Source organism: Halovenus rubra (assembly GCF_026586665.1).
In the GTDB taxonomy this organism is placed as follows: Archaea; Halobacteriota; Halobacteria; order Halobacteriales; family Haloarculaceae; genus Halovenus; species Halovenus rubra.
Window position 1 is genome coordinate 101,792 of sequence record NZ_JAODIY010000011.1, and the last position, 25,349, is coordinate 127,140.

At 55.8% G+C, this 25,349-nt stretch carries 21 protein-coding genes; 10 read left to right on the forward strand and 11 right to left on the reverse strand.

From position 1 onward, the window contains the following. The first annotated feature begins 1 nt into the window (after position 1). Together N5098_RS11375 and N5098_RS11380 are read left to right on the forward strand one after the other, a co-directional pair. On the forward strand, positions 2–1,039 hold the full coding sequence (locus N5098_RS11375; protein WP_267637991.1) for a branched-chain amino acid ABC transporter permease: 1,038 nt from the start codon (positions 2–4) through the stop codon (positions 1,037–1,039). A gap of 87 nt (positions 1,040–1,126) precedes the next feature. Next, on the forward strand, positions 1,127–1,981 hold the full coding sequence (locus tag N5098_RS11380; protein WP_267637992.1) for an amidohydrolase family protein: 855 nt from the start codon (positions 1,127–1,129) through the stop codon (positions 1,979–1,981). Between the two features lie 16 nt (positions 1,982–1,997). Here the strand turns inward: N5098_RS11380 and N5098_RS11385 are convergent, their stop codons facing one another. Continuing rightward, the gene (locus tag N5098_RS11385) at positions 1,998–2,903 is read right to left on the reverse strand and encodes a phosphotransferase family protein (RefSeq protein ID WP_267637993.1); all 906 of its coding nucleotides are present in this window, start codon (positions 2,901–2,903) and stop codon (positions 1,998–2,000) included. A gap of 94 nt (positions 2,904–2,997) precedes the next feature. Between N5098_RS11385 and N5098_RS11390 the strand changes: the two genes are divergently transcribed. Continuing rightward, entirely contained in the window at positions 2,998–4,149 is a 1,152-nt protein-coding gene (locus tag N5098_RS11390; protein WP_267637994.1) for a CaiB/BaiF CoA transferase family protein, read from the forward strand. A 106-nt stretch (positions 4,150–4,255) separates the two neighbouring features. Here the strand turns inward: N5098_RS11390 and N5098_RS11395 are convergent, their stop codons facing one another. The 3 genes from N5098_RS11395 to N5098_RS11405 all read right to left on the reverse strand — a co-directional run bounded on the left by N5098_RS11395 (position 4,256) and on the right by N5098_RS11405 (position 6,785). Then, the gene (locus N5098_RS11395) at positions 4,256–5,419 is read right to left on the reverse strand and encodes a phenylacetate--CoA ligase family protein (protein ID WP_267637995.1); all 1,164 of its coding nucleotides are present in this window, start codon (positions 5,417–5,419) and stop codon (positions 4,256–4,258) included. Between the two features lie 59 nt (positions 5,420–5,478). Beyond that, positions 5,479–6,243, reverse strand: a complete 765-nt coding sequence (locus N5098_RS11400; protein ID WP_267637996.1) for an SDR family NAD(P)-dependent oxidoreductase — start codon at positions 6,241–6,243, stop codon at positions 5,479–5,481. Positions 6,244–6,359: 116 nt separating this feature from the next. Then, on the reverse strand, positions 6,360–6,785 hold the full coding sequence (locus N5098_RS11405; protein WP_267637997.1) for an HIT family protein: 426 nt from the start codon (positions 6,783–6,785) through the stop codon (positions 6,360–6,362). A gap of 162 nt (positions 6,786–6,947) precedes the next feature. Between N5098_RS11405 and N5098_RS11410 the strand changes: the two genes are divergently transcribed. Together N5098_RS11410 and N5098_RS11415 are read left to right on the forward strand one after the other, a co-directional pair. Next, positions 6,948–9,221 (forward strand): heavy metal translocating P-type ATPase, encoded by a 2,274-nt coding sequence (locus tag N5098_RS11410; protein ID WP_267637998.1) that lies wholly within the window; start codon positions 6,948–6,950, stop codon positions 9,219–9,221. A gap of 171 nt (positions 9,222–9,392) precedes the next feature. Beyond that, a complete protein-coding gene (locus tag N5098_RS11415) occupies positions 9,393–10,262 on the forward strand; it encodes a CheF family chemotaxis protein (RefSeq protein WP_267637999.1) in 870 nt (289 codons plus the stop codon). A gap of 63 nt (positions 10,263–10,325) precedes the next feature. Here the strand turns inward: N5098_RS11415 and N5098_RS11420 are convergent, their stop codons facing one another. From N5098_RS11420 to N5098_RS11430, 3 genes are all read right to left on the reverse strand, one after another. Continuing rightward, complete coding sequence (locus N5098_RS11420) at positions 10,326–11,204, reverse strand: CheF family chemotaxis protein (protein WP_267638000.1); 879 nt, start codon at positions 11,202–11,204, stop codon at positions 10,326–10,328. A 163-nt stretch (positions 11,205–11,367) separates the two neighbouring features. Further along, the gene (locus N5098_RS11425; RefSeq protein WP_267638001.1) at positions 11,368–11,796 is read right to left on the reverse strand and encodes a DUF7112 family protein; all 429 of its coding nucleotides are present in this window, start codon (positions 11,794–11,796) and stop codon (positions 11,368–11,370) included. A gap of 3 nt (positions 11,797–11,799) precedes the next feature. Beyond that, the gene (locus tag N5098_RS11430; RefSeq protein ID WP_267638002.1) at positions 11,800–12,183 is read right to left on the reverse strand and encodes a 30S ribosomal protein S6e; all 384 of its coding nucleotides are present in this window, start codon (positions 12,181–12,183) and stop codon (positions 11,800–11,802) included. Between the two features lie 449 nt (positions 12,184–12,632). Between N5098_RS11430 and N5098_RS11435 the strand changes: the two genes are divergently transcribed. Further along, positions 12,633–13,772 carry a PAS domain-containing response regulator gene (locus N5098_RS11435; protein WP_267638003.1) on the forward strand — a complete coding sequence of 380 codons (1,140 nt, stop codon included), beginning with the start codon at positions 12,633–12,635 and terminating at the stop codon, positions 13,770–13,772. 43 nt (positions 13,773–13,815) lie between these two features. Here N5098_RS11435 and N5098_RS11440 read toward each other — a convergent pair whose 3' ends face one another. After that, positions 13,816–15,048, reverse strand: a complete 1,233-nt coding sequence (locus tag N5098_RS11440; RefSeq protein WP_267638004.1) for an ornithine cyclodeaminase, nickel-pincer nucleotide-dependent — start codon at positions 15,046–15,048, stop codon at positions 13,816–13,818. 127 nt (positions 15,049–15,175) lie between these two features. Between N5098_RS11440 and gpmI the strand changes: the two genes are divergently transcribed. Both gpmI and truA read left to right on the forward strand, forming a co-directional pair. Then, positions 15,176–16,732, forward strand: a complete 1,557-nt coding sequence (gene gpmI, locus N5098_RS11445) for a 2,3-bisphosphoglycerate-independent phosphoglycerate mutase (RefSeq protein WP_267638005.1) — start codon at positions 15,176–15,178, stop codon at positions 16,730–16,732. Positions 16,733–16,926: 194 nt separating this feature from the next. Further along, a complete protein-coding gene (gene truA / locus N5098_RS11450; RefSeq protein WP_382231026.1) occupies positions 16,927–17,736 on the forward strand; it encodes a tRNA pseudouridine(38-40) synthase TruA in 810 nt (269 codons plus the stop codon). A 495-nt stretch (positions 17,737–18,231) separates the two neighbouring features. Here the strand turns inward: truA and N5098_RS11455 are convergent, their stop codons facing one another. Further along, positions 18,232–18,429: a hypothetical protein gene (locus N5098_RS11455; protein WP_267638007.1), complete on the reverse strand. Its 198-nt coding sequence runs from the start codon at positions 18,427–18,429 to the stop codon at positions 18,232–18,234. 1,141 nt (positions 18,430–19,570) lie between these two features. Between N5098_RS11455 and N5098_RS11460 the strand changes: the two genes are divergently transcribed. Further along, on the forward strand, positions 19,571–21,286 hold the full coding sequence (locus N5098_RS11460) for an ATP-binding protein (protein ID WP_267638008.1): 1,716 nt from the start codon (positions 19,571–19,573) through the stop codon (positions 21,284–21,286). A gap of 26 nt (positions 21,287–21,312) precedes the next feature. Here the strand turns inward: N5098_RS11460 and N5098_RS11465 are convergent, their stop codons facing one another. Continuing rightward, on the reverse strand, positions 21,313–22,176 hold the full coding sequence (locus N5098_RS11465) for a 2-oxoacid:ferredoxin oxidoreductase subunit beta (protein ID WP_267638009.1): 864 nt from the start codon (positions 22,174–22,176) through the stop codon (positions 21,313–21,315). Then, positions 22,173–23,933 carry a 2-oxoacid:acceptor oxidoreductase subunit alpha gene (locus tag N5098_RS11470; RefSeq protein ID WP_267638010.1) on the reverse strand — a complete coding sequence of 587 codons (1,761 nt, stop codon included), beginning with the start codon at positions 23,931–23,933 and terminating at the stop codon, positions 22,173–22,175. The genes N5098_RS11465 and N5098_RS11470 overlap by 4 nt, the downstream gene beginning before the upstream one ends. Before the next feature lie 225 nt (positions 23,934–24,158). Here N5098_RS11470 and N5098_RS11475 point away from each other — a divergent pair, with 225 nt between their 5' ends. Beyond that, positions 24,159–25,313, forward strand: coding sequence for an acyl-CoA dehydrogenase family protein (locus tag N5098_RS11475; protein WP_267638011.1), 1,155 nt, complete (start codon positions 24,159–24,161; stop codon positions 25,311–25,313). Positions 25,314–25,349: the final 36 nt, after the last annotated feature.

Genomic DNA, 25,349 nt, shown 5'->3' on the forward strand with positions numbered 1-25,349 from the left:
GATGCCAAGTGGTGAGTATTTCACCTCCTACGAAGACCGGATGGGATTGTTACGCTGGCGTATCGAGTACGTCGCGTTCGCGCTCGGGTTGCCGATTCCGTTGCTCGCGCCGTTCGTGATGACGGGCCAGCTTGTCTCAGTATTCACGCTGGTGTTTATCTTTATCATCGGCGTGCTCGGGTTACACGTGATGTTGAGTTACGCCGGCGAAATTGTCCTCGCGCAAGGGGTATTTATGGGTATCGGCGCGTACACAGCCTCGCGTATTATCAACGAACTCGCGCTCGGTATCCTGCCAGCGATGCTCATTGCCGGCCTCGTTACAGCGTTTATCGCTCTCGTATTCGGGCTGCCAGCCTGGCGTGTCAAAGGGTTTTACGTCGCCATCTCGACGCTGGCGTTGCAGTTTATCGCTATCCAGTTTTTCTTCCGGCGCTCAGAGTTCGCAGTTATCCACGGCGGAACCCAACAGTCACTACCGAGTAACATCGGTCTTGTGACTGACGTGATAACAATCGGTTCAGCGACCGAAGAGTACTTTTTCGCCTTTGTAGTGATGGTCGTCTTTGCGGTACTGACGATGAATCTCAGTCGAACTGGCATCGGCCGAATGTTCCGTGCGCTCCACGAGAATGACCTTTCGGCACAGGTGCTTGGCATCAACCGTTTCCGGAACAAACTCATGGCCTACGCTATCGGCGGGTTCATGGTCGGTGTCTCCGGAGCACTCTATGCCATCTACATCGGCTTTATCACGCCTGAGTTCTACTCTATTGACATTACCCTGTTGCAGTACGTGATGTTGTTGCTGGGTGGGATGGGACGGGTCTGGGGTGTCATCCTCGGTGTCACCACCGTCGAACTGCTTAACCACTACCTCTTAGAGACGCTTATCAACGCGTTCCCCGAAGCGACCGCGCTTGAACCGGTCTTCTTCGGTGTCATCATCATCGTCGTACTTATCGTTGAGCCGAAAGGTATCATGGCCGCACTCGGGCAATTAAAGGAGTATTTACGCAAGTGGCCATACGCCTACTAAGACGTAGGCATCGACCCAGTGTATAGTTTTCAGACGGCCGATCTACCCAGTGTGACGGTCTAAGCGCAGACTAAATATTGCCACACAATGTCCACAGAAAGAACTCCATTCGAACCCGCAATCGACCCGCACACTCACCAGTTTCCCGAGCGACTCATGGATGCGATTCGGGGGTCACTGACCGAGGAAACTGGCTGGGAGTTCGACCACCCTGTCACACGGGCTGGCATCGAAGAAATTCTGGCCGCTGCAGGTGTTGAACGCTACGTGGCGTTGCCGTACGTCCACGAAGCAGGCATGGCAGCCGACCTGAACACATGGCTCTGTAAGCAGGCTACCGGCTCGGAACGATTGCTTCCCTTCGCGACGGTCCACCCAGAAGACGAAAATACCAAGCAAATCGTCCGAGATGCCTTCGAATCCGGCGCTCGCGGGTTGAAGTTTCACTGCCCGGTACAGGAGTGTGCCCCGGCAGACCCGCGTATCGAGCCTGCGCTGTCGGTCGCCGCCGAGTACAACGCACCGATTACGTATCACGGTGGCACAGCTCCGATGTTCGAGGATAATCCGTATGTTGGTGCAGACCTGTTCGAAGAGTTGCTCGATTCGTATCCCGAGATTCGGGTCTGTTGTGCCCACATGGGCACGTACGAAACTGACCGGTTCATCGAGTTTGCCCGTGAGTACGACAACGCCTATCTGGATACGACATTCGCGATGTCCACTCGGGCCGAGGAAACGATGAGTTTTGAGCCTGCTTCGATACCTGATGAGAGACTTATCGAGCTCTCCGAGTCGATTATGTACGGGAGCGACTTGCCGAACATTCCGTACCCGTACCGCGAGGAACGCGCCGGCTTACTGGCGCGTGATCTTGAAAAGGAGACGTATCGAGATCTGTTTTACCGGACTGCCGCCGAGTATCTCGGACTAGACGAGTAACATCATAAAGCCCACTTCAGACGGGAACGAGACTGGCAAGGTGGCGTTTCATCTGCTGGCGACCGCGACGTGAGAGCAGGTGTCGACAGACGCGGTCGGCCGACTGTGCGAGCCAGACAGCCTTGTAGAAAGACGCGAGTTCGGGATACTCGGCCGGGAGCGGCCGATGCTGTCGGTATCCTCTCCTAAGCGCGCTCCGAAGGCGCTTGCGTTCCTTAGCGGGAAACTGAAACCAGTCGACGAAGCGCATCTCAGCGCGAGCTAGTGCATAACTAGCCGTCGTGACCTGTGCATTTCCCCAGTCAAGAAGCGCCGTCACCGTGCCGTCTTTGTCTACAAGCAGGTTTCCGGGAAACAGGTCGCCGTGAGACAGAACAGGTACCCGGTCGCGGTCGCGATATGTGGGAGTGATGCCGACCAGTTCTCGCCCACGCTTGGGGAAGTTCAGTCCGTCAGGGTCACAGATACAGAGCGTGTCGGCGCTCCGCCCGAGTCCGCCAAGCCGGTCGAACTGGTGTTTCGCATGAAGCTGGCCAAGTATCGCGCCCGTCTCCGAGAGAATCCGGCGACGAACAGAGACAGCACGCGCATCAAACGGCGTCGGTGTCACTCCTTCCCGATGCTCGTAGACCGCCCAGTGTTTTTGAAACCCCGTTTCTTCGTCGAAGACACCCGTTGCGAGGACAGACGGCACCGGCAACTCAGTCGTCGAATTCACTAGTTGCGTTGCCAGCGGTTCGATCACGTCACCGGTTCGAACACTCGGCCCACCGATTTTGCAGACGGCTTGCCAGGGGGTGTCAGCTAGCTCTAACAGGTAGGTCTCTCCAATCCGGCCGTCCGCTGGCACCTCAACGGAGGAAACCGAGCAATCAAGCGAAGCTGCAATCAGGCTTTCGACGTGCGCTGGAACCGAATCCATTGAGCGTGATAACACCCACGGCGACCGCTTACTTAGTGATTCTCGTCTCTGGGTGTGACAAAGCTCTATTACCCCCTCGCCCGATTGCTACGCTATGGATTTGGAGGGTGTCACGATACTCGACCTCTCACAGCTGCTCCCGGGCCCATACGCGACCCAGTTGCTCGCTGACTTTGGGGCCGACGTAATCAAAATCGAGAAACCATCAACCGGTGATCCGGCACGGACGCTGTCGTTTTCGGATGGAGACCGGAGCCTATTCGAGACAGTCAACCGCGGCAAGCGAAGCGTCGCAATCGATCTCAAATCCAGAGAGGGGCAGGAGATATTTTACTCGCTTGTCGGTAACGCTGACGCTGTTCTTGAACAGTTCCGTCCTGGTGTTGTCGACCGGCTTGGCATCGATTACGGGACGCTCACCGACCACACTGACAATCTCGTTTATTGCTCGCTTTCGGGCTACGGACAGACAGGTCCTTACGCCGACCGTGCTGGCCACGATATCAACTTCGTTGGCCTCGCGGGACTCCTTGACGTGACTCGTGAGGACGAGGCAGCGAACCCACAGATACCCGGCTACCAAGTTGCCGACATGGCTGGTGGGCTGTTTGCTGCGTTTTCACTTCTCGGAGGCATCCTCTCGCAGGCACTTGGCAACGGTGGTGGCTATATCGACGTGTCGATGACTGATGTCGTCGCTTCCTTCTCACAGACACTTACCGCAGAAGCACTAAGCGAAGGGAATCCTCGCCCCGGCAAAACGCCACTCACCGGCGCGTTGCCGTGGTATGACAGCTACGAGACGGCCGACGGAGCGTATGTCACTCTCGGTGCGCTCGAACCAGTGTTCTGGGAGCAGTTCTGTCACGAAGTCGACCGCGATGACCTCGTCGCTGTTCACGGCACCGAAGACCCCGCCAAGCGTGAGGCCTTACGAGCCGAACTGGCTGACCTGTTCGCCCAGCAGCCCCGTGACGAGTGGGTCAAACGGTTGAGCAACGACACAACAACTGCACCAGTTCTCACGCCAGCGGAGGCTCTTGAGCATCCACAGATAGCCACCCGAGTCGTGAATCGTCCAGAAGCTGCGCCGCCACGTGTCGGCTTTCCAGCCTGTGGAAAAAGCCTTCCTGAAAGCGACGAATCGATTCCTGTCCATGGTGAACACACCGACGAGGTGCTCCACGAGGCCGGGTACGACGAGAACATAATCTCTCAGTTGCGCGAGAACGGCACAGTTGTGTAGGAGTTACACTCTCGTCCGGACCGGCCTCTCGTGGCCTGAAAAAAACGTCCGCTCGTACGTATTCGTGTCTCTCTTTTGGCGTGGGTATCGCACTGTTCACAGCCCGTCAGTACCGCTCGTCGACGACGCCGCTCTCGTCCAGTTCGGAGACGACTGTGACCTCGTCGGGTGAGATGAGCAACCGTTCGGACAGCGCCGCGTCAAGGTCGTCTTCATCGGCTTTCCCTTCACATGTGATTTCTAGATGGTCCGTCGAGTCGGGCCGAGTAGCACGGACGGCGTACTCGCCGGTTAAGCCGTCGAATCCCGCCAGTACTGCGGGAACCGCCTCGGGGTAAAATTTCACGCCTTTGATTTTGAGACGGTCATCGGTCCGCCCGATGACGCCGTCTGGTAACACGAGGTCGCCGTCGCGACGCTCAAGTTCCGCAAGATCGCCGGTCCGGTACCGGACAAGCGGGAACCCTTCTTTATGACGGTGTGTGACAACAACTTCGCCACGTTCGCCGAGTTCTAAGGGCTCGCCAGTATCCGGGTCGACGAGTTCGACAATAGCGTACTCTTCGACGACCGAAAGGCCGTCCTCTTGGGCGGTCTCACTAGCGATTGGCAATACCTGTCGGCTACCGAAATAATCCACCGCCGTCTCACAGTCGAGAGCTGCTTTCATCTCTTCGCGAAAGCCCGGAATCGACGTGAACGGTTCGCCCGCGCCGACAAACGTCTCGACGGTGGCTCCTTCCTCGGCAATTTTCATTGCAAAGCTGGGATTGCCGATGAGAACATCGACGTCGAACTGCTCGATAGTACCGGCGGCCTGCTCGGAGTCACCTGGACCGATAGGAAACACTTCGGCACCCAACTCTTCGAGCGCGCGGTGGAGGAGATACCCCGTACCGAACAGGTGATACCCGAAGGTGTTGATTACGCGATCTCCCGGCTCGATGCCGATATCCGCAAGCACATCAGCGTTAACTTTAGCCTCGTAGTCGAGGTCAGCCTGCGTGTCAAACATCGGGGCGAGGTCGTCGCCCAGCGGTGAGAACGAAATCATCGCACCCTCCGTGTACAGGGATCCCTCCGGTCCGTAGTCGTCAAAATCTGCTTTCAAATCGCTCGGCTCAGTGAACGGGACCTGCTGGAAGTCTTCCCAGCTCTCGATATCTGTCGGGTCGATACCAGCGTCCGCAAACGCCTGACTATACAGTTCGTGCTCGGACGCCCGTTCGAGCTGGTCCGTGAGGTCAGCTAGCACGTTACTATCGTACATTACACAGCCATACGGCGAATCGGTACTTAAAACCACCCCGGCCAGACACCACTGCCGGCTCAGCCGACCATCGTCAGCCCACCAGAAACGCTGAGTACCTGCCCTGTCACGAAGCCAGCATCATCGCTAGCAAGGAAGGCAACAACCCCAGCCACATCGTCGGGTTCAGTCATGCGGCCCAGCGGAGTTTGGTCTTCCATCGCGTCAAAAATCGACGTAGCGAGGTCAGATTCGTCCCGCATTCTGCGTGTCATTGGCGTGTCTGCCGGCCCGGGACAGACAACATTGCAGGTGACACCGTCACGGGCTAGTTCTCGGGCCAGTGTCTTTGTAAACGCGATGACCCCTCCTTTCGTCCCGGCGTAGACCGCTTCTCCCGAAGAGCCAACCCGGCCAGCGTCCGATGAGACGGCGATGAGAGTGCCACCCCCCTGTGCCGAAAACAGTTCACCAGCAGCGCGAGCGCAGTTAATCTGCCCCCTGAGGTTGACATCAAGAATCCGTCTCCACTTGTCGGGGTCCTGATCGAGAAACCAAGAGATACGGTCCCAGCCCGCGTTGTTGACCAGTACGTCCAGCCCCTGTTTTTCGTAGACATCTGTAACCATCGATTGGACAGCATCGAGGTCAGTTACGTCAGCAACTGCTGGGAATGCGTCGCCGCCCTCAGCGCGGATGGTGTCGACAGTTTCGTTGGCCCGTTGTTCGTCGATATCATTCACCGCAACTGTCACACCCTCCTCAGCAAGACGACGAGCAATTGCCGTGCCAAACCCACCACCACCGCCCGTTACGAGTGCTGTTTTCGAGTCTAAGCCGCGCATGCCCACGATATCGGCGCGTCATCATATAGTCCTACGGGCTCAACGAGAGGTTGTGTCTGGGTCGAAAGCTTGTGCTATTGCTATACTGACACCAGATTAAGACAGAAGACACGTCGTTACTGCTGGGCCTCGTTGATGCGTTCGGCGATAGCAGCCATCTCGTCGTCAGGCACTTCTTCCATATCGAACAGTCGGTGGATTGATTTCGGACCTCCTTCCGAACTCTGGGGCACGATGTGAAGGTGAGCGTGTGGTACCTCCTGGCCGGCATCCTCACCGTTGTTGATAGCAAGTGTTGTCGCCGTTGCATCCGTTGCTTCCTCGACGGCGTCAGCAATCTTGCCCGCTGTTGAGAACACGTCACCGATAACGTCGGGTGGCATGTCGTTCAGTCGCTCGTAGGGTTCTTTTGGGATAACTAGCGTGTGACCCGGCGCGAGCGGGTTCGCGTCGAGAAACGCGTAGGTTGTCTCGTCCTCGTAGATTGTATAGCTCGGTATCTCACCCTCGATTATCCGTGTAAAGATTGTTTCTTCGCTCATATCCGGGTGGTCGCTCTCCGGCCCAATGAATATTTTCCCCGAGAGACTCAGCGTTACCTGCGTGTGTTATTAAAATAGAGTGGTGTATTTACCAAATATGACCATAAACATCCGCCTCTAAAACAGTTGAGTTAATAACTATGGAAAACATACCCTCTCGTAATGACAGAATCAGCCGAGACAACGGATCCGGAGGTGACAACAGTCCGTATGAGTGTTCCTGACATGGATTGTGCCTCCTGTGCCGAGACAGTAGAGGAAGTCCTCGTCGACCGTAACGGTGTGTTGGCGGTTCAGCCGGCGGCTGCAACCGGTAGAGTCACTGTCGAGTACGATGCCGACACCGTCGAGGAGAAAACAGTCGTCGCGGCCATCGAAGGAGCCGGCTACAATGTGGTTGATGCATCGGGAACGGACGCGGCCCGGGGATTTAGGGATATCTGGCTGAGCCCCCGCGCCATTAAGACGTGGGTGAGTGGCCTGTTCCTGTTTGCAGGGTTAGCTGCAGTTGTCATCCCTACACTCGATGTCGAGCTGGTGACGGTACTTGGGACGCCACATAGGATCGGTGACATGCTCTTTGTTGTGGGGGCGGCCGTCGGCGGCGAGGTCATCCTTCGAAACGGAGTGGTGTCGGCAAGAAATCGGCAACTCGACATCGACTTCTTGATGAGCGTTGCCCTTCTCGGTGCCGTGACAGCAAGTCTCGGCTTTGGGGAAGCACTCTATTTTGAGGCGGCGACACTTGCGTTCCTGTTCAATATCGCGGAGTTGCTCGAATCCTACTCGATGGACCGCGCTCGGAACTCACTTCGGGAGCTGATGGACCTCTCGCCCGATGAGGCACGGGTTCGTCACAACGGGAAAGCCGTGACAGTGCCGGCCGAGGACGTCGAAGTCGGCGAGACAGTCATCGTCAAGCCGGGAGAGAAAATCCCCGTCGACGGCGAGGTACTTGACGGTGAAAGTGCTGTCGACCAATCACCGGTGACTGGCGAGAGCGTCCCAGTCGACAAGACAACCGGGGGCGAGGTCTATGCAGGCACACTCGCTGAGTCGGGGTATCTCGAGGTCGAAACGACAGCAGGTGCAGGCGAGCACACCCTCGCTCGCATCGTTGACCTCGTCGAGGACTCGGGAACCGGAACGACCGAGCGCGAACAGTTCGTCGACCGCTTTTCTGGCTATTATACGCCCGCTGTGGTTGGTCTCGCGATACTCGCAGCCGTTGGCGCACCGCTCATACTGGGTGGATGGCAGACCTGGTTCGTTCGGGGACTCACGCTGTTGGTTCTGGCTTGTCCCTGCGCTTTCGTCATCAGTACGCCCGTCTCTGTTGTCTCGGGAATCACCAGCGCTGCCCGCAACGGCGTCCTCATCAAAGGTGGCTCGCATCTAGAGGCCATGGGTGAGGTCAATGCAGTTGCGCTCGACAAGACAGGAACACTGACGAAAGGCGAATTGACTGTTACTGACGTGATTCCGCTCAACGGGAACTCCGAGGAAGATGTCCTCCGCTGTGCAAGCGGGCTCGAACGGCGCAGCGAGCATCCAATCGGTGAGGCAATCGTCGACCGCGCCGACGACAGAGACGTCCCGAAAACGGAGGTGAGCGAGTTCGAGGCTCTGACCGGAAAGGGCGTGCAAGCAACCGTCCGTGGTCGTCAGCACTACGCTGGAAAGCCCGCACTGTTCGAAGAGTTAGGCTTCGATCTGACACACGTTCATGCCGCAACCGACGGCGGTGTTATCACGACGCGTTCACGGGAGCTATGTGAGCACAACAACTGTCTCGACCTGCTCGCCGAGACGGTGCCACAGCTACAGGAAGACGGGAAGACAGTCGTTCTCGTCGGAACCGAGGACGAGATTGAGGGTGTCGTCGCGGTTGCTGATGAAATCCGTCCAGGTGGGCTAGAGATGGTCAACCAGCTTCGTAAATACGGAGTCGAACATGTCGTCATGCTCACAGGCGACAACAAGCGGACAGCGACTGCAATCGGGGCCGAGGTCGGTGTCGACGAGGTGAGGGCTGAACTTCTCCCCGAAGACAAGGCTGTGGTGCTCGAAGAGCTGTCGGAGACGTACGACGGCATTGCCATGGTCGGTGACGGAATCAACGACGCCCCAGCACTAGCAACCGCAACCGTTGGAGTGGCTATGGGAGCTGCCGGAACGGATACAGCAATCGAAACAGCAGATATCGCGCTGATGGGTGACGAGATATCGAAGCTCGGCTATCTGCGCTCGCTTTCGGGGCAAGCCAACGGCGTCATCAGGCAGAATATCTGGGCGAGCCTCGGGGTGAAAGCGTTGCTGGTTGTGTTGGTTCCATTCGGGATTGTGCCGATATGGGTCGCTGTACTGGTCGGCGACGCCGGGATGACCGTCAGCGTCACTGGAAACGCGATGCGTCTCTCTCAAATTGAACCCTAGTACGACCCAGTGCCAGCCACTCTACAAACCGTCTACAGGACCCATCTCTTGGTTGACTAGAACGAATACCAGTTACGGAAACCCGAGCCAAGTGGAGGTCCGGAACGCTGTGGCGAGGAGCCGAATCGTTAATACCCGGGCAAGCCAACACATGAGTAACTATCTACAGCGATGAAAGAGGGTGAAACACAGCTCACAGATCAAAAAGGGAAGTTCGCACAGGTCGTCAATGACGGCCGAAAAGTCCCGGACATCGAATGGGTTCCGGGCCGCATTCTGCTCTCGAATAAGCGGCTTATCCTCGCGAGCAAGCAGGGAAAGCGGATGATTCCCCTCCCAAAGCTCAGTAGCATCAAAAGCAGGGAGGACGCTGAAAACCCGCTAGCCAAAGTATCGAGCTATATTTCGTTGCAGGTCGATAGCGATGTTACCCTCATCTCGCCACAGCACCACCAGCAGTTTGAGCAGATACTCTACAATGCTGTCCTCGATCAACAGGTTATCGCTGTCAAACACCCCGCAGTCAAAGGGGGCGTCGTCCAGAATACAGGCTGGGAGAAGGCTCGTCTCGTCCCCGAGCTTGAAGAAGAGACAATTTCGCTGGCAATGACCAGTGGCCAGTTTGTCCAGGTTGAACTCAACGATGTTGGCATGGTCGAAGAAAACGAAGGAGACGTACTCGGCGATGAGCGGTTTTTTATCGAGGTCGAACACACACAGGAGAAAGCCGCCGTGCAGACGTACATTTCGGGCCCTAAACAGAAAGTAACAATACTCAAAGAATTGCTCAGAAAGAACGAGCAACAAAACGAGGTTGACGTTGAGCTTACCGAGGAGGAAAACGAAGTGTTGATGGCATTGTACTCCGGTGTCTCACCGTTCCAGATTCCGGAGTTTGTGGGCATGGAAATCGAGACTGTCGAAGCAATCTACGACGACCTCATCGACGCCGGAATTCTCCAAGAACAGCGAGTTCGTCGCGATGTACAGCTTAAAGCACGCGGGCGAAACATTGCAAGCGAAGCGATGGACGAAGAGTAAGCTGTGGTCCGAACACGGAGTGTGTGACGTGATAGAAGCATGTCGGCACAGTCACACGCTATTTCAGGCGTTGACGTCTTCGAGGTGGCGGTTGACAAGCACTTGCCCCTTTGGCGTAAGCTTCGTGCCGTCGCTCGAATCTACCACAAGTTCTTGCTCTTGGAGTTCGTTTAGGAGGTACGTCACCTCTGATGGGTCCATATCAAGGACTTGTGGGAGCGACAATCCTTTTTCGCCGGCCCCGGAGTAGATTGCGACGAGGAGCTCTTTTTCATCTTCGGAGGGCGAAAGGTCTTTGAGCTCGGACATCAAGTCAGAGTATTCGAGCCGGAGATACCGCCCGAGAATTGACATCTTTCGCGAAGAGTCTGTCGTTACCTGCGTCAGCAACGCGTCGCCAAAGGGCAGATGATGGACTTCGAGGACGGGACGTTTCGCTCCCCCAATTTGGCGTTTCATCTGGTCGAACTCGGTCACTGCTGAGAGCTTGATTGTGACCGTCTCGTCACTGTTTTTGAGTTCGACTTGCTGTGGCTTGAGAAACATTTTTGCCGCCTGAAACTCTGCGTCTGTCACGCGACCACCAACCCGTGCTGGGTGTTTGATTGTCATCTCAGTGCCGTTGAGCAGGGCTTTGAACAACACGTTTGAGAACTTTTCAATCTTATCGCTGTCTGCCTCAATTGCGGCAACAAAGCGCTTGTTGTTTTTCTCGAATGCGACAGTGACCGTCGATTCAAAGAAGCCATGGAGCTCATCAGGCACCTGACCAACTGCTACGTCGAAAATTGAGGTGAGCGGAATCGTGAGCTTGTCGGCATTGCGCACTGCTAACACCAGGCGCTTTTCGCTCAACAGCACCCGGCCTTTGACCGGCTCCGATGTCTTGAGCACGTTCGAGTCGAACGTACCGACGAAATCTGCAATGACTGACTCCGACATCCCTTGTTCCTACATATAAGTGGCCGAGTAATGAGCATTTCGTGCGAGTATCATCTGAAAGAACGGTTTTTGCGTGCCGCTGTCTGTGCACCACTCGGGCTGTGTTCCTGAAAACCGTTGGTTACGAGTTATCGCAGGTGGCAAGAAACTCTCTTTGTTGCTGTCAGCTATCAAGATCACGAGCGATATCGGTCAGTGTCGAATCTGGTGGGTCCGGCGGCGAGTAGACAACGCGCTCACCCGGACGCCGCAGTCCGAACGCGTAGCCGGTTCGTAACACGTCGAACATCAGCGCGTCGCCGTCGGCGAGAGTGTGTTTATCAAGCCACGCATGAAATGCATTCTCTCCATCCTGCGTCCGAGCAGCCTTGCGCGTCCGGAACGCTCCATTTATCGTCCACTTGCTGTCAAGTCCGGAATGCACCTGTGCGTGAACGCCATCTCCTTCGAGCGAGAGGTAAATCACATCTTCGAGCTCACAGTCGAGATCTGGAGGAAGCTGAAGCTGGAACCGTCCCGTTCGTCCAATTGTCGCAAGGTGAATGCGGCGGGATTCGACGGTAGTATGGTCCGATGGAATCCGGTCGCTCACGCGTTACTCGTCGTCGAGTAGTTCCTCGACTGGCTGGCCGCCGTGGTCGGTGATTTTCGCATTAATCTGGCGCGTATTGTCGCTAATCTCACGGCCACGGACGGTAACGCGCTTGCGTTCACCATCACGTGAGGGTTCATAGCCTGTCCCTCCTTCAAGCATGACTGATTGCAGGCTTGCTCCGCGCACATCGTCACGCATGGGTCGTCCAGCGTTGTCGGAGCCACCGGTCAGCTCAAGCGAGTAGCCGCTGAGACCGACGGCGCTGCCGTCGACTTCTTCGCCAAGGTCTCGTCCAATGAATCGGTTTGCGTCTTGATCCGATACGTCAACTTGGTAGGTCATGCCGTCTTCTGGGTCGGAAACGGTGACTGTGAATTCGGCCATATGTGTGACAGAATCAACCCGTAATCAAAAGCCCGTCGAACCGGTCCGAGGAGAGCACCGGGGCGTGACAGGCCGTTATCTTCACAGAAGAATCAAGGCGGATGCCACGGGGCTTGACCCCGAGGCCGTTGACTAGTTCGAACTGAAACGGAGCCGTGTGCCGAGACACCGTTTACCGCGACAAGATGAGAGAGTCATCTTCCCTCTTTCTGTGTCAGCTAAGAAAGGACAAACTGTTATACAGAATAAAGCGAGCGAGTGAGACGCTCATTACAGACGGCACACAGCCAGAGGAGCCCATCAAATCAAGCAAAAACGTTCAAATCAGAAACAATAATGACTAAATAGAGGAATAGGACGGCGGAGAGGTGACAAAAAACCAATTTATGTCAAAGTTTCAAATACATTGGCAAAAGAATTTGTAAGTTCAGTACAATTCCTAGCTGTTCATGGAACAGGATGTGGTCAATATTCTGCACGTCGACGATGAGCCAATAGCCACAGACCTGTGCAAGGAGCTTCTTGAGAGCAAAGACTTTGGTTTTGCTGTTGAAACAGCCAACAGTGCCAAAGACGGGCTAACAATACTGGACTCTCAGCCAGTCGACTGTATCGTCTCAGATTACAACATGCCCGGGACAGATGGGCTTGAGTTTCTGGCCTCTGTCCGTAACAAGTACCCGGAGTTGCCGTTTATTCTCTTTACCGGGAAGGGGAGCGAGGCGATAGCAAGCGAAGCAGTCTCAGCCGGAGTCACAGATTACCTTCAGAAGGGGGGCGGAACAGAGCAGTATGAACTGCTAGCCAACCGAATCCGTAACGCCGTCGAGCAACACCACTCAGAACAACAGCTCCAGGAGACACGTAAAGAGTACGCCGCTGTATTCAAGAACGCACGAAGCGGTCTGTTACTCATCGACGTGGAACCGAATTGCTTCAGATTCCGGCGGTGTAACCCACAGGCGAGCAATCTAACTGGCATAGATGAAGAACAGTTCATCGGCAAGACACCGCGTGAGTTACTCGGTCCAGAAGGCCACAAGAAAGTTACCGGGGCCTATCGGGCGTGTGTCAACCGACGTGAACCGGTCGAATACACAGTCACACTGGACCATCCAGTTGGAGAGGTTGTTCACGAAAGTATCGTCACGCCGGTCATCACTGCTGGCGAGGTCGAACAGCTAGTCGTCGCCTTCGTTAGTATCACCGACCGACGTGAATCACAAAAAGCATTGCGAGTCGAACGAGCCTTCAGCCAGCACGCACTGGACGCGCTCGCAGACCCATGTGCTATCATCGACACAGAAAACACGGTGGTTCGGTGGAACGACCGTATCCTCAGGCTGAGTGGCTACACTCCGCACGCACTCGATGAATCCAACATTCTTGAATTATTCCCCGAGAGCGAACGGCAAACAGTAACCGAGGCAATCAGATCGGGCGAACGAGATGGCGCTACGACGACCAAAACACGCTTACAAACCGCCGACGGTACGGGGATTGACTGCAGTGTTACGATTACTGCAATGACTGAAGACACTGACAATACTGTTGGGCTATTTATACGCTGGCAGAACGTGGAAAAATAGAAAACGGGAGCTACCGACCGGCTTAGTCTGGCTGGTCAGGAGTTCAAGCGTCGAGAATTTCGTCGGCCAGTCGCGGAACAAACGTGCCGATATCGGTGACCATCCCGACAGCCTGGCCGCTTCCCCGGTCAGCGAGTTGAGTGACGGTGGCCTGGTTGATATCCACACAGATTACCTTCGTCTTGGAGGGGAGACAGTTGCCCACAGCGACAGAATGGAGGAGAGTCGCCATCATGAGAACGAGGTCTGCTTCGTGAGCCTGCTTGCGGATAGCATTCTGTGCCTCGACCGCGTCGGTAATTGTGTCCGGGAGCGGACCATCGTCCCTAATCGACCCCGCAAGAACGTAGGGGACATCGTTGCGAACACACTGGTACATCACACCTTCATCGATAATGTCTGCTTCAATCGCCTCCTCAATGCCTCCGGCCCGGATGATTTGTGAGATAGTGTATATGTGGTGTTTGTGCCCTTTCCGTGGGTGGTCGAGGTCCTCTACATCCATGCCAAGCGAGGTTCCATAAAGGTCGCGTTCGAGGTCGTGGACTGCAAAGCCGTTGCCTGCAGAGAGGTAGTCAACGTAGCCAGCATCGACAAGTCTCGCGAGGTCATCACGAGCGCCAGAGTGGATGACCGCCGGGCCGGGGACAGCAAGAATATCACCGCCGGACTCGGTTGTTTCGACAATTGCTGTTGCAATATCTTCGATTAACGACTCTGAAGGACGCTCCGCGGAGACACCACCCTGCATGAAGCCAAAGGGTCCAGATGCATCACGGGGCCGTTCAGGGGGCTGGACGCGGATGCCCGCCTCACCCGTGACAACGAGGTCATCTTCCTCGATAGCGTTGAGCACTTTCGTGTACGCCCGTGTCCCATCTGCTTGGTCAGGCTCAACGACGATTGCACAGTCCATCTCGATCTGTTCAACCTCAACCCACTCGCCATCGTGGCGAATCTGGGTCGGGTGGTTCGTCGTGGAGTAGAACTGCCGCGGAACGACCTGATTGCGAGGGGCGGGCTCCAGTTGGGCATCGACCGGGTCCGCGATGTTTGCACCAGTCTGGTGGAGTTCGTGAAGAATAGGCTGGAGCTCTGCCTCAGTATCTGCAGAGACGGTCATCTGACAGTAGCTTGTCTCGTCTTTTCGGGTACCCACCTCGAATGTCTCGACATGGAAGGAACCACCCATATCCATCACGAGCCCGAATACACGCTGCATCATCCCTGAATCGATGATATGTCCCTCAAGCTCGACAGTCCGTGACGTGGCCATAGATGCTCCGATGTAGGGAGTAGATATGAGCGTTGGGGACATCCTCGGTACATACTGTCGAGAGGTCTGGCCAAGCTGAGCAAACCGCACTCGAAAGACTGGTAGGGTCAGCCGGCGATACCCAGATATGGACGTCGGACTCGTCATTCTTGACGGTTGGGGACTGAACCCTGACAGCAACACACGGGACGCAGTCGCTGCAGCCGAGACGCCCACAGTCGATGACCTTCGACAGCGTGGCGCAACCACGACCCTCGAAACCGATGGTCGGCGTGTCGGTCTCCCGACGGGACAGATGGGTAACAGCGAGGTCGGCCATCTCAACATCGGGGCCGGCCGCGTCGTCACACAGGAATCAGCCCGTATCACAGATGCTATTGCTCGCTGGCGTGGTGAGACAAGTACGTTTGATGCGCCTGCTGATCCACCACTTGACGAAAACGACGCCATCCAATCAGCGTTCGAGTATGCCAACGATAACGGGGGGCGTGTCCACCTGCTTGGATTGCTCAGTGATGGCGGCGTCCACTCCTATCAATCACATATTCAGGCACTCATCGACCTCGCCAGCGAGCACGGCGTAGAGGCGGTCACGCACGCGTTTACCGACGGGCGAGATACGTCACCCACAGGTGGCAAGCAGTACCTTCGCAAACTCGAATCCTACACGGCAGACGCCGGAACTGGCCGTGTCGGGACTGTCTGTGGCCGCTACCACGCGATGGATCGCGATGAGAACTGGGACCGAACGAAGCACGCCTACGACGCTATCGTGAATCGTAAAGCAGCTCACACCGCCCCATCGGCAGTCACAGCAATCGAGCAGTCCTATGAGCGTGGCGTGACCGACGAGTTCGTCGAGCCAACACTCGTCGAGGGTCGTCCGTCCGTACAGGCAGAAGATAGCGTTATTTTTGTCAACTTCCGGGCCGACCGCGCCCGACAACTGACACGGCTACTCGGGAACATCGAGCCGGTCTGGTCGTTCGAGACTAGCCCGCCCGAAGCCTGCTTCGTGACCATGACAGAGTACGATAGCAACTTTGAGCTCCCCATCGCGTTCCCGGCTATCCAGCCAGAACAGACGCTTGGAGAGGTGCTCGCCGACGCCGGGCGAACACAGCTCCGTATTGCCGAGACCGAAAAATACGCCCACGTTACCTACTTCCTCAACGGCGGCCGTGAGGTCGAGTTCCAAGGCGAGCGCCGAGAAATCGTCCAGAGCCCGGACGTGCCGACCTACGACGAGCGGCCGGCAATGAGCGCAGCCGGCGTGACTTCCCGTGCTATCGAAGTTATCGACGATGACAACCCCGATGTGGTGGTGTTGAACTACGCGAACCCGGATATGATTGGTCACACCGGCGACTTCGAGGCGGCTGTGACTGCCGTCGAGGCCGTCGACACACAACTCGCTCGGCTCGTCGATGCGATGCAGGCTGCTGGGGCTGATGTGCTTGTTACGGCCGACCACGGCAACGCCGATGAGATGGGAACAACAGAAAACCCCCATACCGCCCATACGACAAACCCAGTACCGTTCGTCTACGTTTCCGATGCCAACGACAACGGAGACCGGAACGTACGAGACGGTGGTGCACTCGAAGATATCGCACCGACTGTTCTCGACCTCCTCTCGCTGGCAAAGCCACCGGAGATGACCGGCGAGTCGCTACTGGAGTGACATGGGCTGTGGTGTACTGTTTGTGTCGGTGTTAGTAGCGAATGCTCCGACTCCGACAGGGACACTGTTTCAATATGGATAAGTAACGTTATTGTCTATATCTATACTTTACACTCTACTCTGTACGTGCCCAGAGACTTCCACTGGGTCACCGCATGCGACATGCTAAGGGGCATGCCAGTCGAAACCAGCCCATGCGCGCCTATCGTATCGCATACGACGGCCAGCCCTATCACGGCTTCCAGCGACAGCCTGACGTTGACACCGTCGAGGACCGACTTATTGCTGCCCTAACCGCCCTTGGCGTTACTGACGGCGAGGTGCCGCCCGGATACGCCGCTGCCGGTCGGACCGATGCCGGTGTCTCAGCGAAAGCACAGACGATTGCCTTCGACGCACCAGAGTGGCTCACACCACGGGCGCTCAACAGCGAACTACCTGAAACAGTGCAAGCCTGGGCATATACAGATGTCCCAACAGATTTCCATGCCACCCACGATGCGACCGAGCGGGAGTATACGTACTTCCTTTACGCAGCCGACAAGCACGAACACTTAGCTCGGAAAGCAGTCGATAGGCTCACAGGCGAACACGACTTCCATAATCTCACAGTTGATGAGGCTGGGACTGAACGGACTCTGCTCGCAGAACTGGACTGTGACGACTCGTGTTTTATACTCCGGTTCCGCGCCGGTGGCTTTCCCCGTCAGTTTGTCCGCCGAGCCGTCACGCTGGTACGACAGATTGCAGGTGGAAGCAGGGAACTACCATTTCTCGAGCGAGTTCTTGCGCCGGATGCACTTTCAGGGCCGGACGGTATCGGCCCTGCCCCGCCTGCGCCACTCGTTCTGACCGATGTTTCATATACCGGTATAGAGTTTATCACAGAACAAGAGGCCGTCGAGCGCACACAGCAGTATTTTGCCAAGAGGCACAGAGAATACGCGGCTAAGACGCGAATCACGGAGACACTTGCGCAGGTTGGAGTCGAGTCAGAAAGATGAGAGACGATTGAGAGAGACACCCAATACGTGCCCCCACTTAACCAAGAACACGTAGGTACGGCCGCCATCGCAGAGCTTTTCTTTGGGTAGTCCAAGTCTGAGGCGCAGTCAGAGGCACCCCGGTTCGACCTGATACCACTTTTTATTTTGCTGTCTGCAGACCAGTTCCGAACGACTGTTTCAGTAAGGATTGTTTGGGAGTATCTTCGAATCGCCCAGAGTCAAAGGCGCGGTACGCCCAGAAAGCTGTTTCAAAGGATTGGCAAAAACGTCCCCTAGGAGACGTGGGGATAAGCGGACAACAGAAACCGCCAGCAACAAACCGTCTCTAGACTGGCTTGTCCAACCAAGCGTCTTGACAGCAGACAGTTCCTTGCTCACAGCCGGCTTATTACGTCACTACTGTTGGGGTCACCGTCGCGGCGAGCCGTGTATACTGAGAACAGACCAGCGCGCCCGAAGGCGGTGGAGTCACTGTGACCGACGGACTGGAAGTTAGTGCTCGTCGAGAACGGCCTCACAGAGTTGCTCGTATAGCTCAGGCTCATGTGTCGCGAGTACATCAATATCAGCTTCGAGTTCACTGAGTCGATTGCGAACTCGACTACGAACTGTTGACCGGTAGGCGCTGTTCCCAGCCTGCTGCCCCAAAACATCACGTTCGCGCTCAGTCAACAATGCTCTAGTCGGCATAGGCAAGATATGGCCTCGACAGTAATAGCCCCTCTGGCGATGTGAGCTGTGCCAAGATCCGATACGAGAACGTCAGCAATGAGTTGCTGTTAATATTTTTCATAAACATCAATCGTTCAGTGCAAGCGTATCGAAGAAACAAGCGTCGTTGTCAGTGGATGTAGTCGGCATTAACTTCTAGGGAGAATGCTCAACAGTTCGGCCCACAGACCCCGTAGAACTGCGTTATATAAGCAGTAGTAGCGGTGAAGGAGACAAAGACAACAACAGCGATGAAGCGGGTCGTTCTACCGGTGTAGAGGCACCGAGCAACAAGGGTAAGAACTGAGCTAAGAAGTACTGCAGGAACAACAATCATAAAGATGAAACTGGGTGTAACCGTGTCAAGTCCGGTTGCGTCGAAACTAATCATGGAAACGAGTTGCACTGGAATAAGGAAAGCAAGAGACAGAAGCCCAGCGAGAGCAAATCCAGCATCTTGAACTCTAACATCATTGATGGAGAGTTGCTTCGACGACATGTGTAATCGATACAGTGGCGTGTATAAATGAGGATGGGGTGGGTGTGTCGACCATCCGAGCCAAAGAGATGACTTCTCATCTTTGGTACGAATTCGTTCTTACTCCGGGCGCTAATTGAGCAGATAATTCGGCGCTACCAGCGAGACCATCCTCTGTAGGAACTGTTCGATAACACCTACCCTGTAGAGAACGTAAAATAGCGGGCTGGAAAAGCCACAGATTGGCTGTACCAAGACGCTGGTCTATCGTTGAGATACCTCAAGCTGTAAGCAGTATTGTTACAGATATAAATCAAATAATGATATATAGAAAAGCAATCTGTCCCAAAACCTCAAAGAGTGCTAGACCTCAGCTAAGCATTTAACTGTTTTCAGTAGTTGTCAAGGCGACTTGGTGATTGCTGGCAGTGTATATCCCAGACAGTTTCGTATTGAATACCCTCTCATGGCTATGAGTTCAGAGGATACCCAGTTGTAGGCTTCATCCCTGTCCTAAAGCGGCGAGGCTTTTTTCGTGAAAGTTCTGTAAGGTGTGGATATAGTTGACTTCGGTGAGAACCTAGCTGGAATTACAACAGTTTTTGAATAATAGGTATATGGGTTGCCGATAAATACCATGGTATGGTGGAGGAAACGGTCGTCAGCCAGATAGTAATTCTCGTCGCTGGAGTCGGACTAACTGCACTTGCTGCTCAGATATACCGGTCAGAGCAAACGCCGGTCGGCCGGTCGTTCAGTGCGCTGCTCGTATTACTGGGGGCAACCGCATTCTGCCTCGGCATTACACGAGGGGAAGGAGTTACAAACAAACTGATCTGGCTGTTCACGAACCTCTCGATTCCACTCGCGTTGCTTGCGTTCAGTTTTGAGTACTACGGCATCACGCTTCGTGGCTCCCGTGCCAGAATAATCGCCGTTATGACACCGGCGGTGCTTGGCTTTATTGGTGGCACACTCGTCATCCTCGGGACACCCGCACAGAGTCCGGGGTCAGACGTTCCATTGGATGCCCTCGCTTCGCTCCCGAGTGGTGTGTTCGATACTGCAACGACATTTGATAGAGTCGGGCTCTACTATACTGCTGGTGTCGTCATCTTCGCGGTCGGGCTTGTAGCGGTGAACGTCTTCCGGTACGAACACCTCGACAACCGGCTCGCTGCGCTTATTGCTTTCATCGGGGCATGGCCTTGGCTCGGAAACTTCCTGTTTCCGGAGATAACACCGGTCTACGGTGCTGCTGCTGGGCTTGCCGTCTTGTCCGCAGGATACGCGACCGGTGGCATCGTCGCAGGGCTTGTAGTGAGCCCGCTTGGCTTATTTGACTCCTCACCTGCAGCCGGAAACGTCGGCCCAGACCGCGCACTCGATTCGATGACCGACGCCGTGGTTATCACCGACGACAGTGACAACGTGCTCCGCTTGAACAGCGTTGCCACTGAAACCTTTGATACCACAGAAGAGACTGCTGTCGGTCAGTCTCTTGAGACAGTCATTGACCACACAACGGACAACCTCGATAAAAAAGAGACAACAGAGTTAGAGACAGTAGACGGTCTTCGCCAGTTCGAGGTGACACAGTCACCGGTCACCGACGACAGTAGCTTCCGACGCGGTACTGTCCTTGTATTCCGTGATGTGACACAGCGCCAGACAAGAGAGCAGCGACTAGAAGTACTCAACCGTGTTCTTCGACATAACCTCCGGAACAACGCAACCAGTATTATCGGACGAGCACAGCTCATCAGCGATGGCGGCGATGTCGAGGGTGCTGCAGAGCAGATAATCGAAACGACCGAGAACTTGGTTGGGGTCGCCGAGAGTGCACGCAATATCGAGAACATGATGAGCACGTCGGACATCGACGGGTCCATAGCGGTGGCACCGGTTGTCGACAAAGTAGTCAACAATCTGTCGTATCCAGACGTCGAGCTTACCACTTCATTACCATCAGATGCCACCGCGGCAGTCGACGCACAGTCGCTCAAGATTGTTCTCTCCCAACTTGTCGAAAACGCCGCTAAACACAACGACAGTGAGGAGCCGTTCGTCATCATCTCAGGGGATATGACCGACAGTGGAAAGCTTCAGCTTGCCGTCTCAGATAACGGGCCCGGTATTCCTGAACACGAACGGGCAGTTCTCGACGCCGGCGAAGAAGACCAGCTTCAACACGGCAGCGGCCTCGGACTCTGGGCCGTTTACTGGGGAGTTACACAGATGGGCGGGACGCTATCTATTACGGACAATGACCCGCGAGGAACCACGGTCGTAGTTGCTGTCCCGTCCGGTGAACAAACAAAGTCAGACCAGCGTACCGAGAGCGAAGTTACGGCCTGAAAAATACAAGGAGTGACAGACTTGAGTCAGTAGAACTCGCGGACGAGGTCCATTGCACCTTCAGGTGCGCCCTCGGGGATATCCGCCATGTTCTCGTCGACGCCTTCGCGTTTTTCCCACGGGACGCTGTTCTCGTCTTGGTAGATAACACCCGTGTACTCGGTATCAGCTTCGACAACCTTCTCACGAGCCGCGTCCTTGTCGTGGCGGTCGTGGTCGGTCTCGCCGAGGTCAACAATACTGTCTCGGAAGTAATCGTAGGTGTCGACGTCATTGAACGTGACACACGGCGAGTAGACGTTGACGAAACCAAAGCCGTCGTGCTCGATTGCTTCTTTGACGATTTCGGTATGGCGCTGGCTGTCCGACGAGAACGACTGTGCGATAAAGGTCGCACCCGCAGACAGCGCAAGCGCGAGCGGGTTGACTGGGGGCATGCTGGTTCCCTCAGGCGACGTCGCTGTCTCGAAGTCCTCGCGAGAGGTCGGCGACGCCTGGCCTTTCGTCAGTCCGTAGATACGGTTATCCATGACAACATAAGACATATCGACGTTGCGCCGGACAGCGTGGACGAAGTGTCCGGCACCGATGGAGTACCCGTCACCGTCACCGCCTGCGACCATTACCTCAAGCTCGGGGTTAGCGAGTTTTGCACCGATGCCGACAGGCAGGGCGCGACCGTGGACGCCGTGGAGTGCATACGAGTGCATGTACGTCCCAATTTTGCCCGAACAGCCAATCCCTGCGACAACGAACGTGTCGTCAGGGTGGTTGCCAGTTTCGGCAAGTCCTTTCATCATGCCGTTCATGGTGCCGAAGTCACCGCACCCGGGGCACCACGTCGGCTGTTTGTCCGATTTGAAGTCAATGAAGCGAACGTCTGAGCTCATGCTTGTACCTCCTGTGGGGCGAGTACTGCCTCGATTTCGTTTGCAAGTTCGTCCGCCTTGAAGCGGACGCCGTTGTATTTGTTGATTCGCTCAACGCGTTCGAGAACATCGTGCTCGATTACGTCGGCGAGCTGACCAGTCGCGTTACATTCGACGACAATTGTCGTCTCTGCCTGTTCAATCGCGTCGCTGAGGTCTGGTCGTGGGAACAGGTACGGAACTGAGAGGAATCGGACATCGGTCTCACGCTCCGAGAGGATGTCCAGTGCCTCACGCATGGGTCCTTCGTTCGACCCCCACGAGATGACTAGTGTCTCCGCGTCTGTGTCGCCATACTCACGACACTCCCAGTCTTCGCGTTGTTTTGCCGTCTCAACTTTCTGCTGGCGCTTTTCGACTTGTTCGAGACGGACATCAGTATCTTCCGTCCGTCGACCAAGCGCGTCGTGCTCCAGACCGGTTGTCATGTGTGCACCGTCGTCGGTGCCAGGGAACGCCCGCGGGCTGATTCCATCAGCAGTCGAGAAATGCGGCTGGAAGCGACCCTGCTCGTCAAGCCAAGAGTCAATATCGGTCTCGTCGACAACGTTGCCCCGTTCGATTTCGACTTCATCCATATCGAACGCTTCTGGCGGGAACGTCTGTTCGGTAACTGCAAGCGAAAGGTCAGAGACGAGGAATACCGGAATCTGGTACTTTTCAGCGAGGTTGAATGCCTCGACAGTCTTCCAGAAGCACTCCGCGACCGTTGTTGGTGCAACCGCAAAGCGGTCGATTTCGCCGTGACCGCCGTAGAGCACCATATCGAGGTCACCCTGTTCCTGTTTGGTCGGCATTCCTGTCGATGGACCAGCGCGCATCACGTCACAGATGACAAGCGGCGTTTCGCTTGTTGCAACAAGTCCAAACGTTTCTGTCATCAGGTCGATTCCCGGCCCCGATGTGGCAGTCATCGCGCGTGCACCCGAACGGGCAGCCCCAAGCGCGAGATTGATTGCGGCGAGTTCGTCTTCGGCCTGAACGACTTTGCCACCGAACTCGTCGATACGACCGGTGAGATACGTCATCACGTCAGTTGCGGGCGTAATCGGGTAGCCAGCGTAGAACCGACAGCCTGCGGCGATTGCGCCCATCCCGATGGCTTGGTCACCGTTAAGCAGGACATAATCTTCGTCGGTTGTCTCGAGGTCGTAGTCGTACTCGTGATTGTACTCCTCGGCCGCATACTCCTGTCCGAGGCGCGCTGCCTTGCAGTTGTTCTCGACGATAGACTGTCCCTTGTCGGAGAATCGCTTTTCGAGCGCCGAATCGAGATTCTCGATGGGGAAATCAGCAACCTCACAGGCAACACCGAGCGCAACGATATTGCGCATGATGGCACCGCCAGCGTCCTCGGCGAGGCCCTTGAGTGGCACGTCGAGTCCAATCATCTCGTCGGGGATTTCCACGTCTTGCATCGTGGTCCGTTCGCCATCGTAGATGATGACACTCCCCTCGTGGAGTTCGTCCATATTTTCGTCGATAGTCCGCTCGGTCAACGCAATGAGGATGTCCAGGCGGTCGACGACACTCTCGACGCGGTCGACTGACGTCCGTACCTTATAAGCAGTGTACCCGCCTCGGATTCGCGATGCGAAATCCTTCGAGGTGAAGACGTGCCGGCCGGCGCGTGAGAGCGCCTGTGCAAAGATCTTCCCGGTGGAGTCGATTCCATCGCCGGCTTCACCGCCGATGGCCCAGTTCAGGTCTTCTGGCATGCTACTTTTTCACTCTGGTGGCCGGACGAAAAAACCTTCTGTCATCGCGCGCCACGTCCTGTATGATTGTTCATTCAATACCCCGGTAGAACCGCTGTGACTGACCATACGTCCGATTCTATAAGAGAGAAATCGGAATTGAAGACATTTGAATAACAGGTAAAAGAGGTGACGAAGCCGGTCTAGTGGTTCGCAATTTAAGAGCGATGAGCCCCTAGTGGTGGTATGGATTTGCTCGATGCGAGCATCATACCAGAAGAGGCTTGTTCTGTCAAACAAGAAGCGCGAGAATTTGCCAAAGAGCATATTGAACCGAATGCCGAGGAGTACTTCGAGCGCGGTGAGTACCCATGGGAGATTGTCGAAAAGGGGATGGAAGCGGGACTCGTTGGACAATCTATCTCCGAGGAGTACGGCGGGCGTGGCCTCTCGCTGTCCGAGATGCTTGCCATCGCTGAGGAGTTCTATCGTGCCGACGCCGGTATCGCACTGAGCCTGCAACTCGCCGAGTTCGGAACAAACATTCTCGAAAAACACGGAAACGATGAGCAGAAAGATGAGTATCTCAGGCCAGTCGCCGCAAATGAACAAATTTCTGGGCTGGCGGTTTCCGAACCTGATACCGGTAGCGATATGGCAGGGATGTCAACCTCGGCCGAGAAGCAAGGCGAAGAGTGGGTCCTCAACGGCGAGAAGTACTGGGTCGGGAACGGTGTCGAGGCCGACTGGATGACAGTCTACGCCAAAACTGGCGACGACCCCGACAACCGCTATGGCAATTACTCCGTGTTTATCGTCCCGACTGACGCGCCGGGGTATGAGGCCGAGCATATCCCCGAAAAGATGTGTTACCGTGCCTCCAAGCAGGCTCATATCACGTTCAACGACTGTCGAATTCCCGAGGAGAACCTCATTGGGACACAAGGGGCCGGATTCTACATGATCGCCGAGTTCTTCAATCACGGGCGAACCGTCGTAGCTGGCCACGGTCTTGGCCTCGCAGCGGCCGCAATTGAGGAAGCTTCGTCGTTCGTTCATGACCGAGAAGCGTTTGGCCGGACCGTCGACGAGTTCCAGGCTGTCCAACACGACCTCTCGGATATGCGCCTCGAATTCGAGTCTGCACGTGCATTGGCATGGCGGGCCGTCGACAAGGTCGAAACCAACGACAACGCTGGCTACTGGGCCGCGCTGGCTAAAACCCGGGCAACAGAAGCCGCAACCGAGTGCGCCGAGTTGGGAATGCAACTCCACGGGGGCCGGTCTGTCCTCGAAGAAAACAAAATATCGCGGGTGTACCGTGACGCTCGTGTGCCGGTTATCTACGAAGGTGCAAACCCCATCCAGCGCAACCTGATTTATCGTCAGGCCGAGCGGTAAGGAAAGCCCCCGAAGAGCGAAACGCCCTTGATGCTC

Excerpts from the sequence above, each read along its gene's own strand:
- N5098_RS11375 (WP_267637991.1), top strand. The coding sequence starts at position 2 with ATGCCAAGTGGTGAGTATTTCACCTCCTACGAAGACCGGATGGGATTG.
- N5098_RS11380 (WP_267637992.1), top strand. The coding sequence starts at position 1,127 with ATGTCCACAGAAAGAACTCCATTCGAACCCGCAATCGACCCGCACACT.
- N5098_RS11385 (WP_267637993.1), bottom strand. The coding sequence starts at position 2,903 with ATGGATTCGGTTCCAGCGCACGTCGAAAGCCTGATTGCAGCTTCGCTT.
- N5098_RS11390 (WP_267637994.1), top strand. The coding sequence starts at position 2,998 with ATGGATTTGGAGGGTGTCACGATACTCGACCTCTCACAGCTGCTCCCG.
- N5098_RS11395 (WP_267637995.1), bottom strand. The coding sequence starts at position 5,419 with ATGTACGATAGTAACGTGCTAGCTGACCTCACGGACCAGCTCGAACGG.
- N5098_RS11400 (WP_267637996.1), bottom strand. The coding sequence starts at position 6,243 with ATGCGCGGCTTAGACTCGAAAACAGCACTCGTAACGGGCGGTGGTGGT.
- N5098_RS11405 (WP_267637997.1), bottom strand. The coding sequence starts at position 6,785 with ATGAGCGAAGAAACAATCTTTACACGGATAATCGAGGGTGAGATACCG.
- N5098_RS11410 (WP_267637998.1), top strand. The coding sequence starts at position 6,948 with ATGACAGAATCAGCCGAGACAACGGATCCGGAGGTGACAACAGTCCGT.
- N5098_RS11415 (WP_267637999.1), top strand. The coding sequence starts at position 9,393 with ATGAAAGAGGGTGAAACACAGCTCACAGATCAAAAAGGGAAGTTCGCA.
- N5098_RS11420 (WP_267638000.1), bottom strand. The coding sequence starts at position 11,204 with ATGTCGGAGTCAGTCATTGCAGATTTCGTCGGTACGTTCGACTCGAAC.
- N5098_RS11430 (WP_267638002.1), bottom strand. The coding sequence starts at position 12,183 with ATGGCCGAATTCACAGTCACCGTTTCCGACCCAGAAGACGGCATGACC.
- N5098_RS11435 (WP_267638003.1), top strand. The coding sequence starts at position 12,633 with ATGGAACAGGATGTGGTCAATATTCTGCACGTCGACGATGAGCCAATA.
- N5098_RS11440 (WP_267638004.1), bottom strand. The coding sequence starts at position 15,048 with ATGGCCACGTCACGGACTGTCGAGCTTGAGGGACATATCATCGATTCA.
- gpmI (WP_267638005.1), top strand. The coding sequence starts at position 15,176 with ATGGACGTCGGACTCGTCATTCTTGACGGTTGGGGACTGAACCCTGAC.
- truA (WP_382231026.1), top strand. The coding sequence starts at position 16,927 with ATGCGCGCCTATCGTATCGCATACGACGGCCAGCCCTATCACGGCTTC.
- N5098_RS11455 (WP_267638007.1), bottom strand. The coding sequence starts at position 18,429 with ATGCCGACTAGAGCATTGTTGACTGAGCGCGAACGTGATGTTTTGGGG.
- N5098_RS11460 (WP_267638008.1), top strand. The coding sequence starts at position 19,571 with ATGGTGGAGGAAACGGTCGTCAGCCAGATAGTAATTCTCGTCGCTGGA.
- N5098_RS11465 (WP_267638009.1), bottom strand. The coding sequence starts at position 22,176 with ATGAGCTCAGACGTTCGCTTCATTGACTTCAAATCGGACAAACAGCCG.
- N5098_RS11470 (WP_267638010.1), bottom strand. The coding sequence starts at position 23,933 with ATGCCAGAAGACCTGAACTGGGCCATCGGCGGTGAAGCCGGCGATGGA.
- N5098_RS11475 (WP_267638011.1), top strand. The coding sequence starts at position 24,159 with ATGGATTTGCTCGATGCGAGCATCATACCAGAAGAGGCTTGTTCTGTC.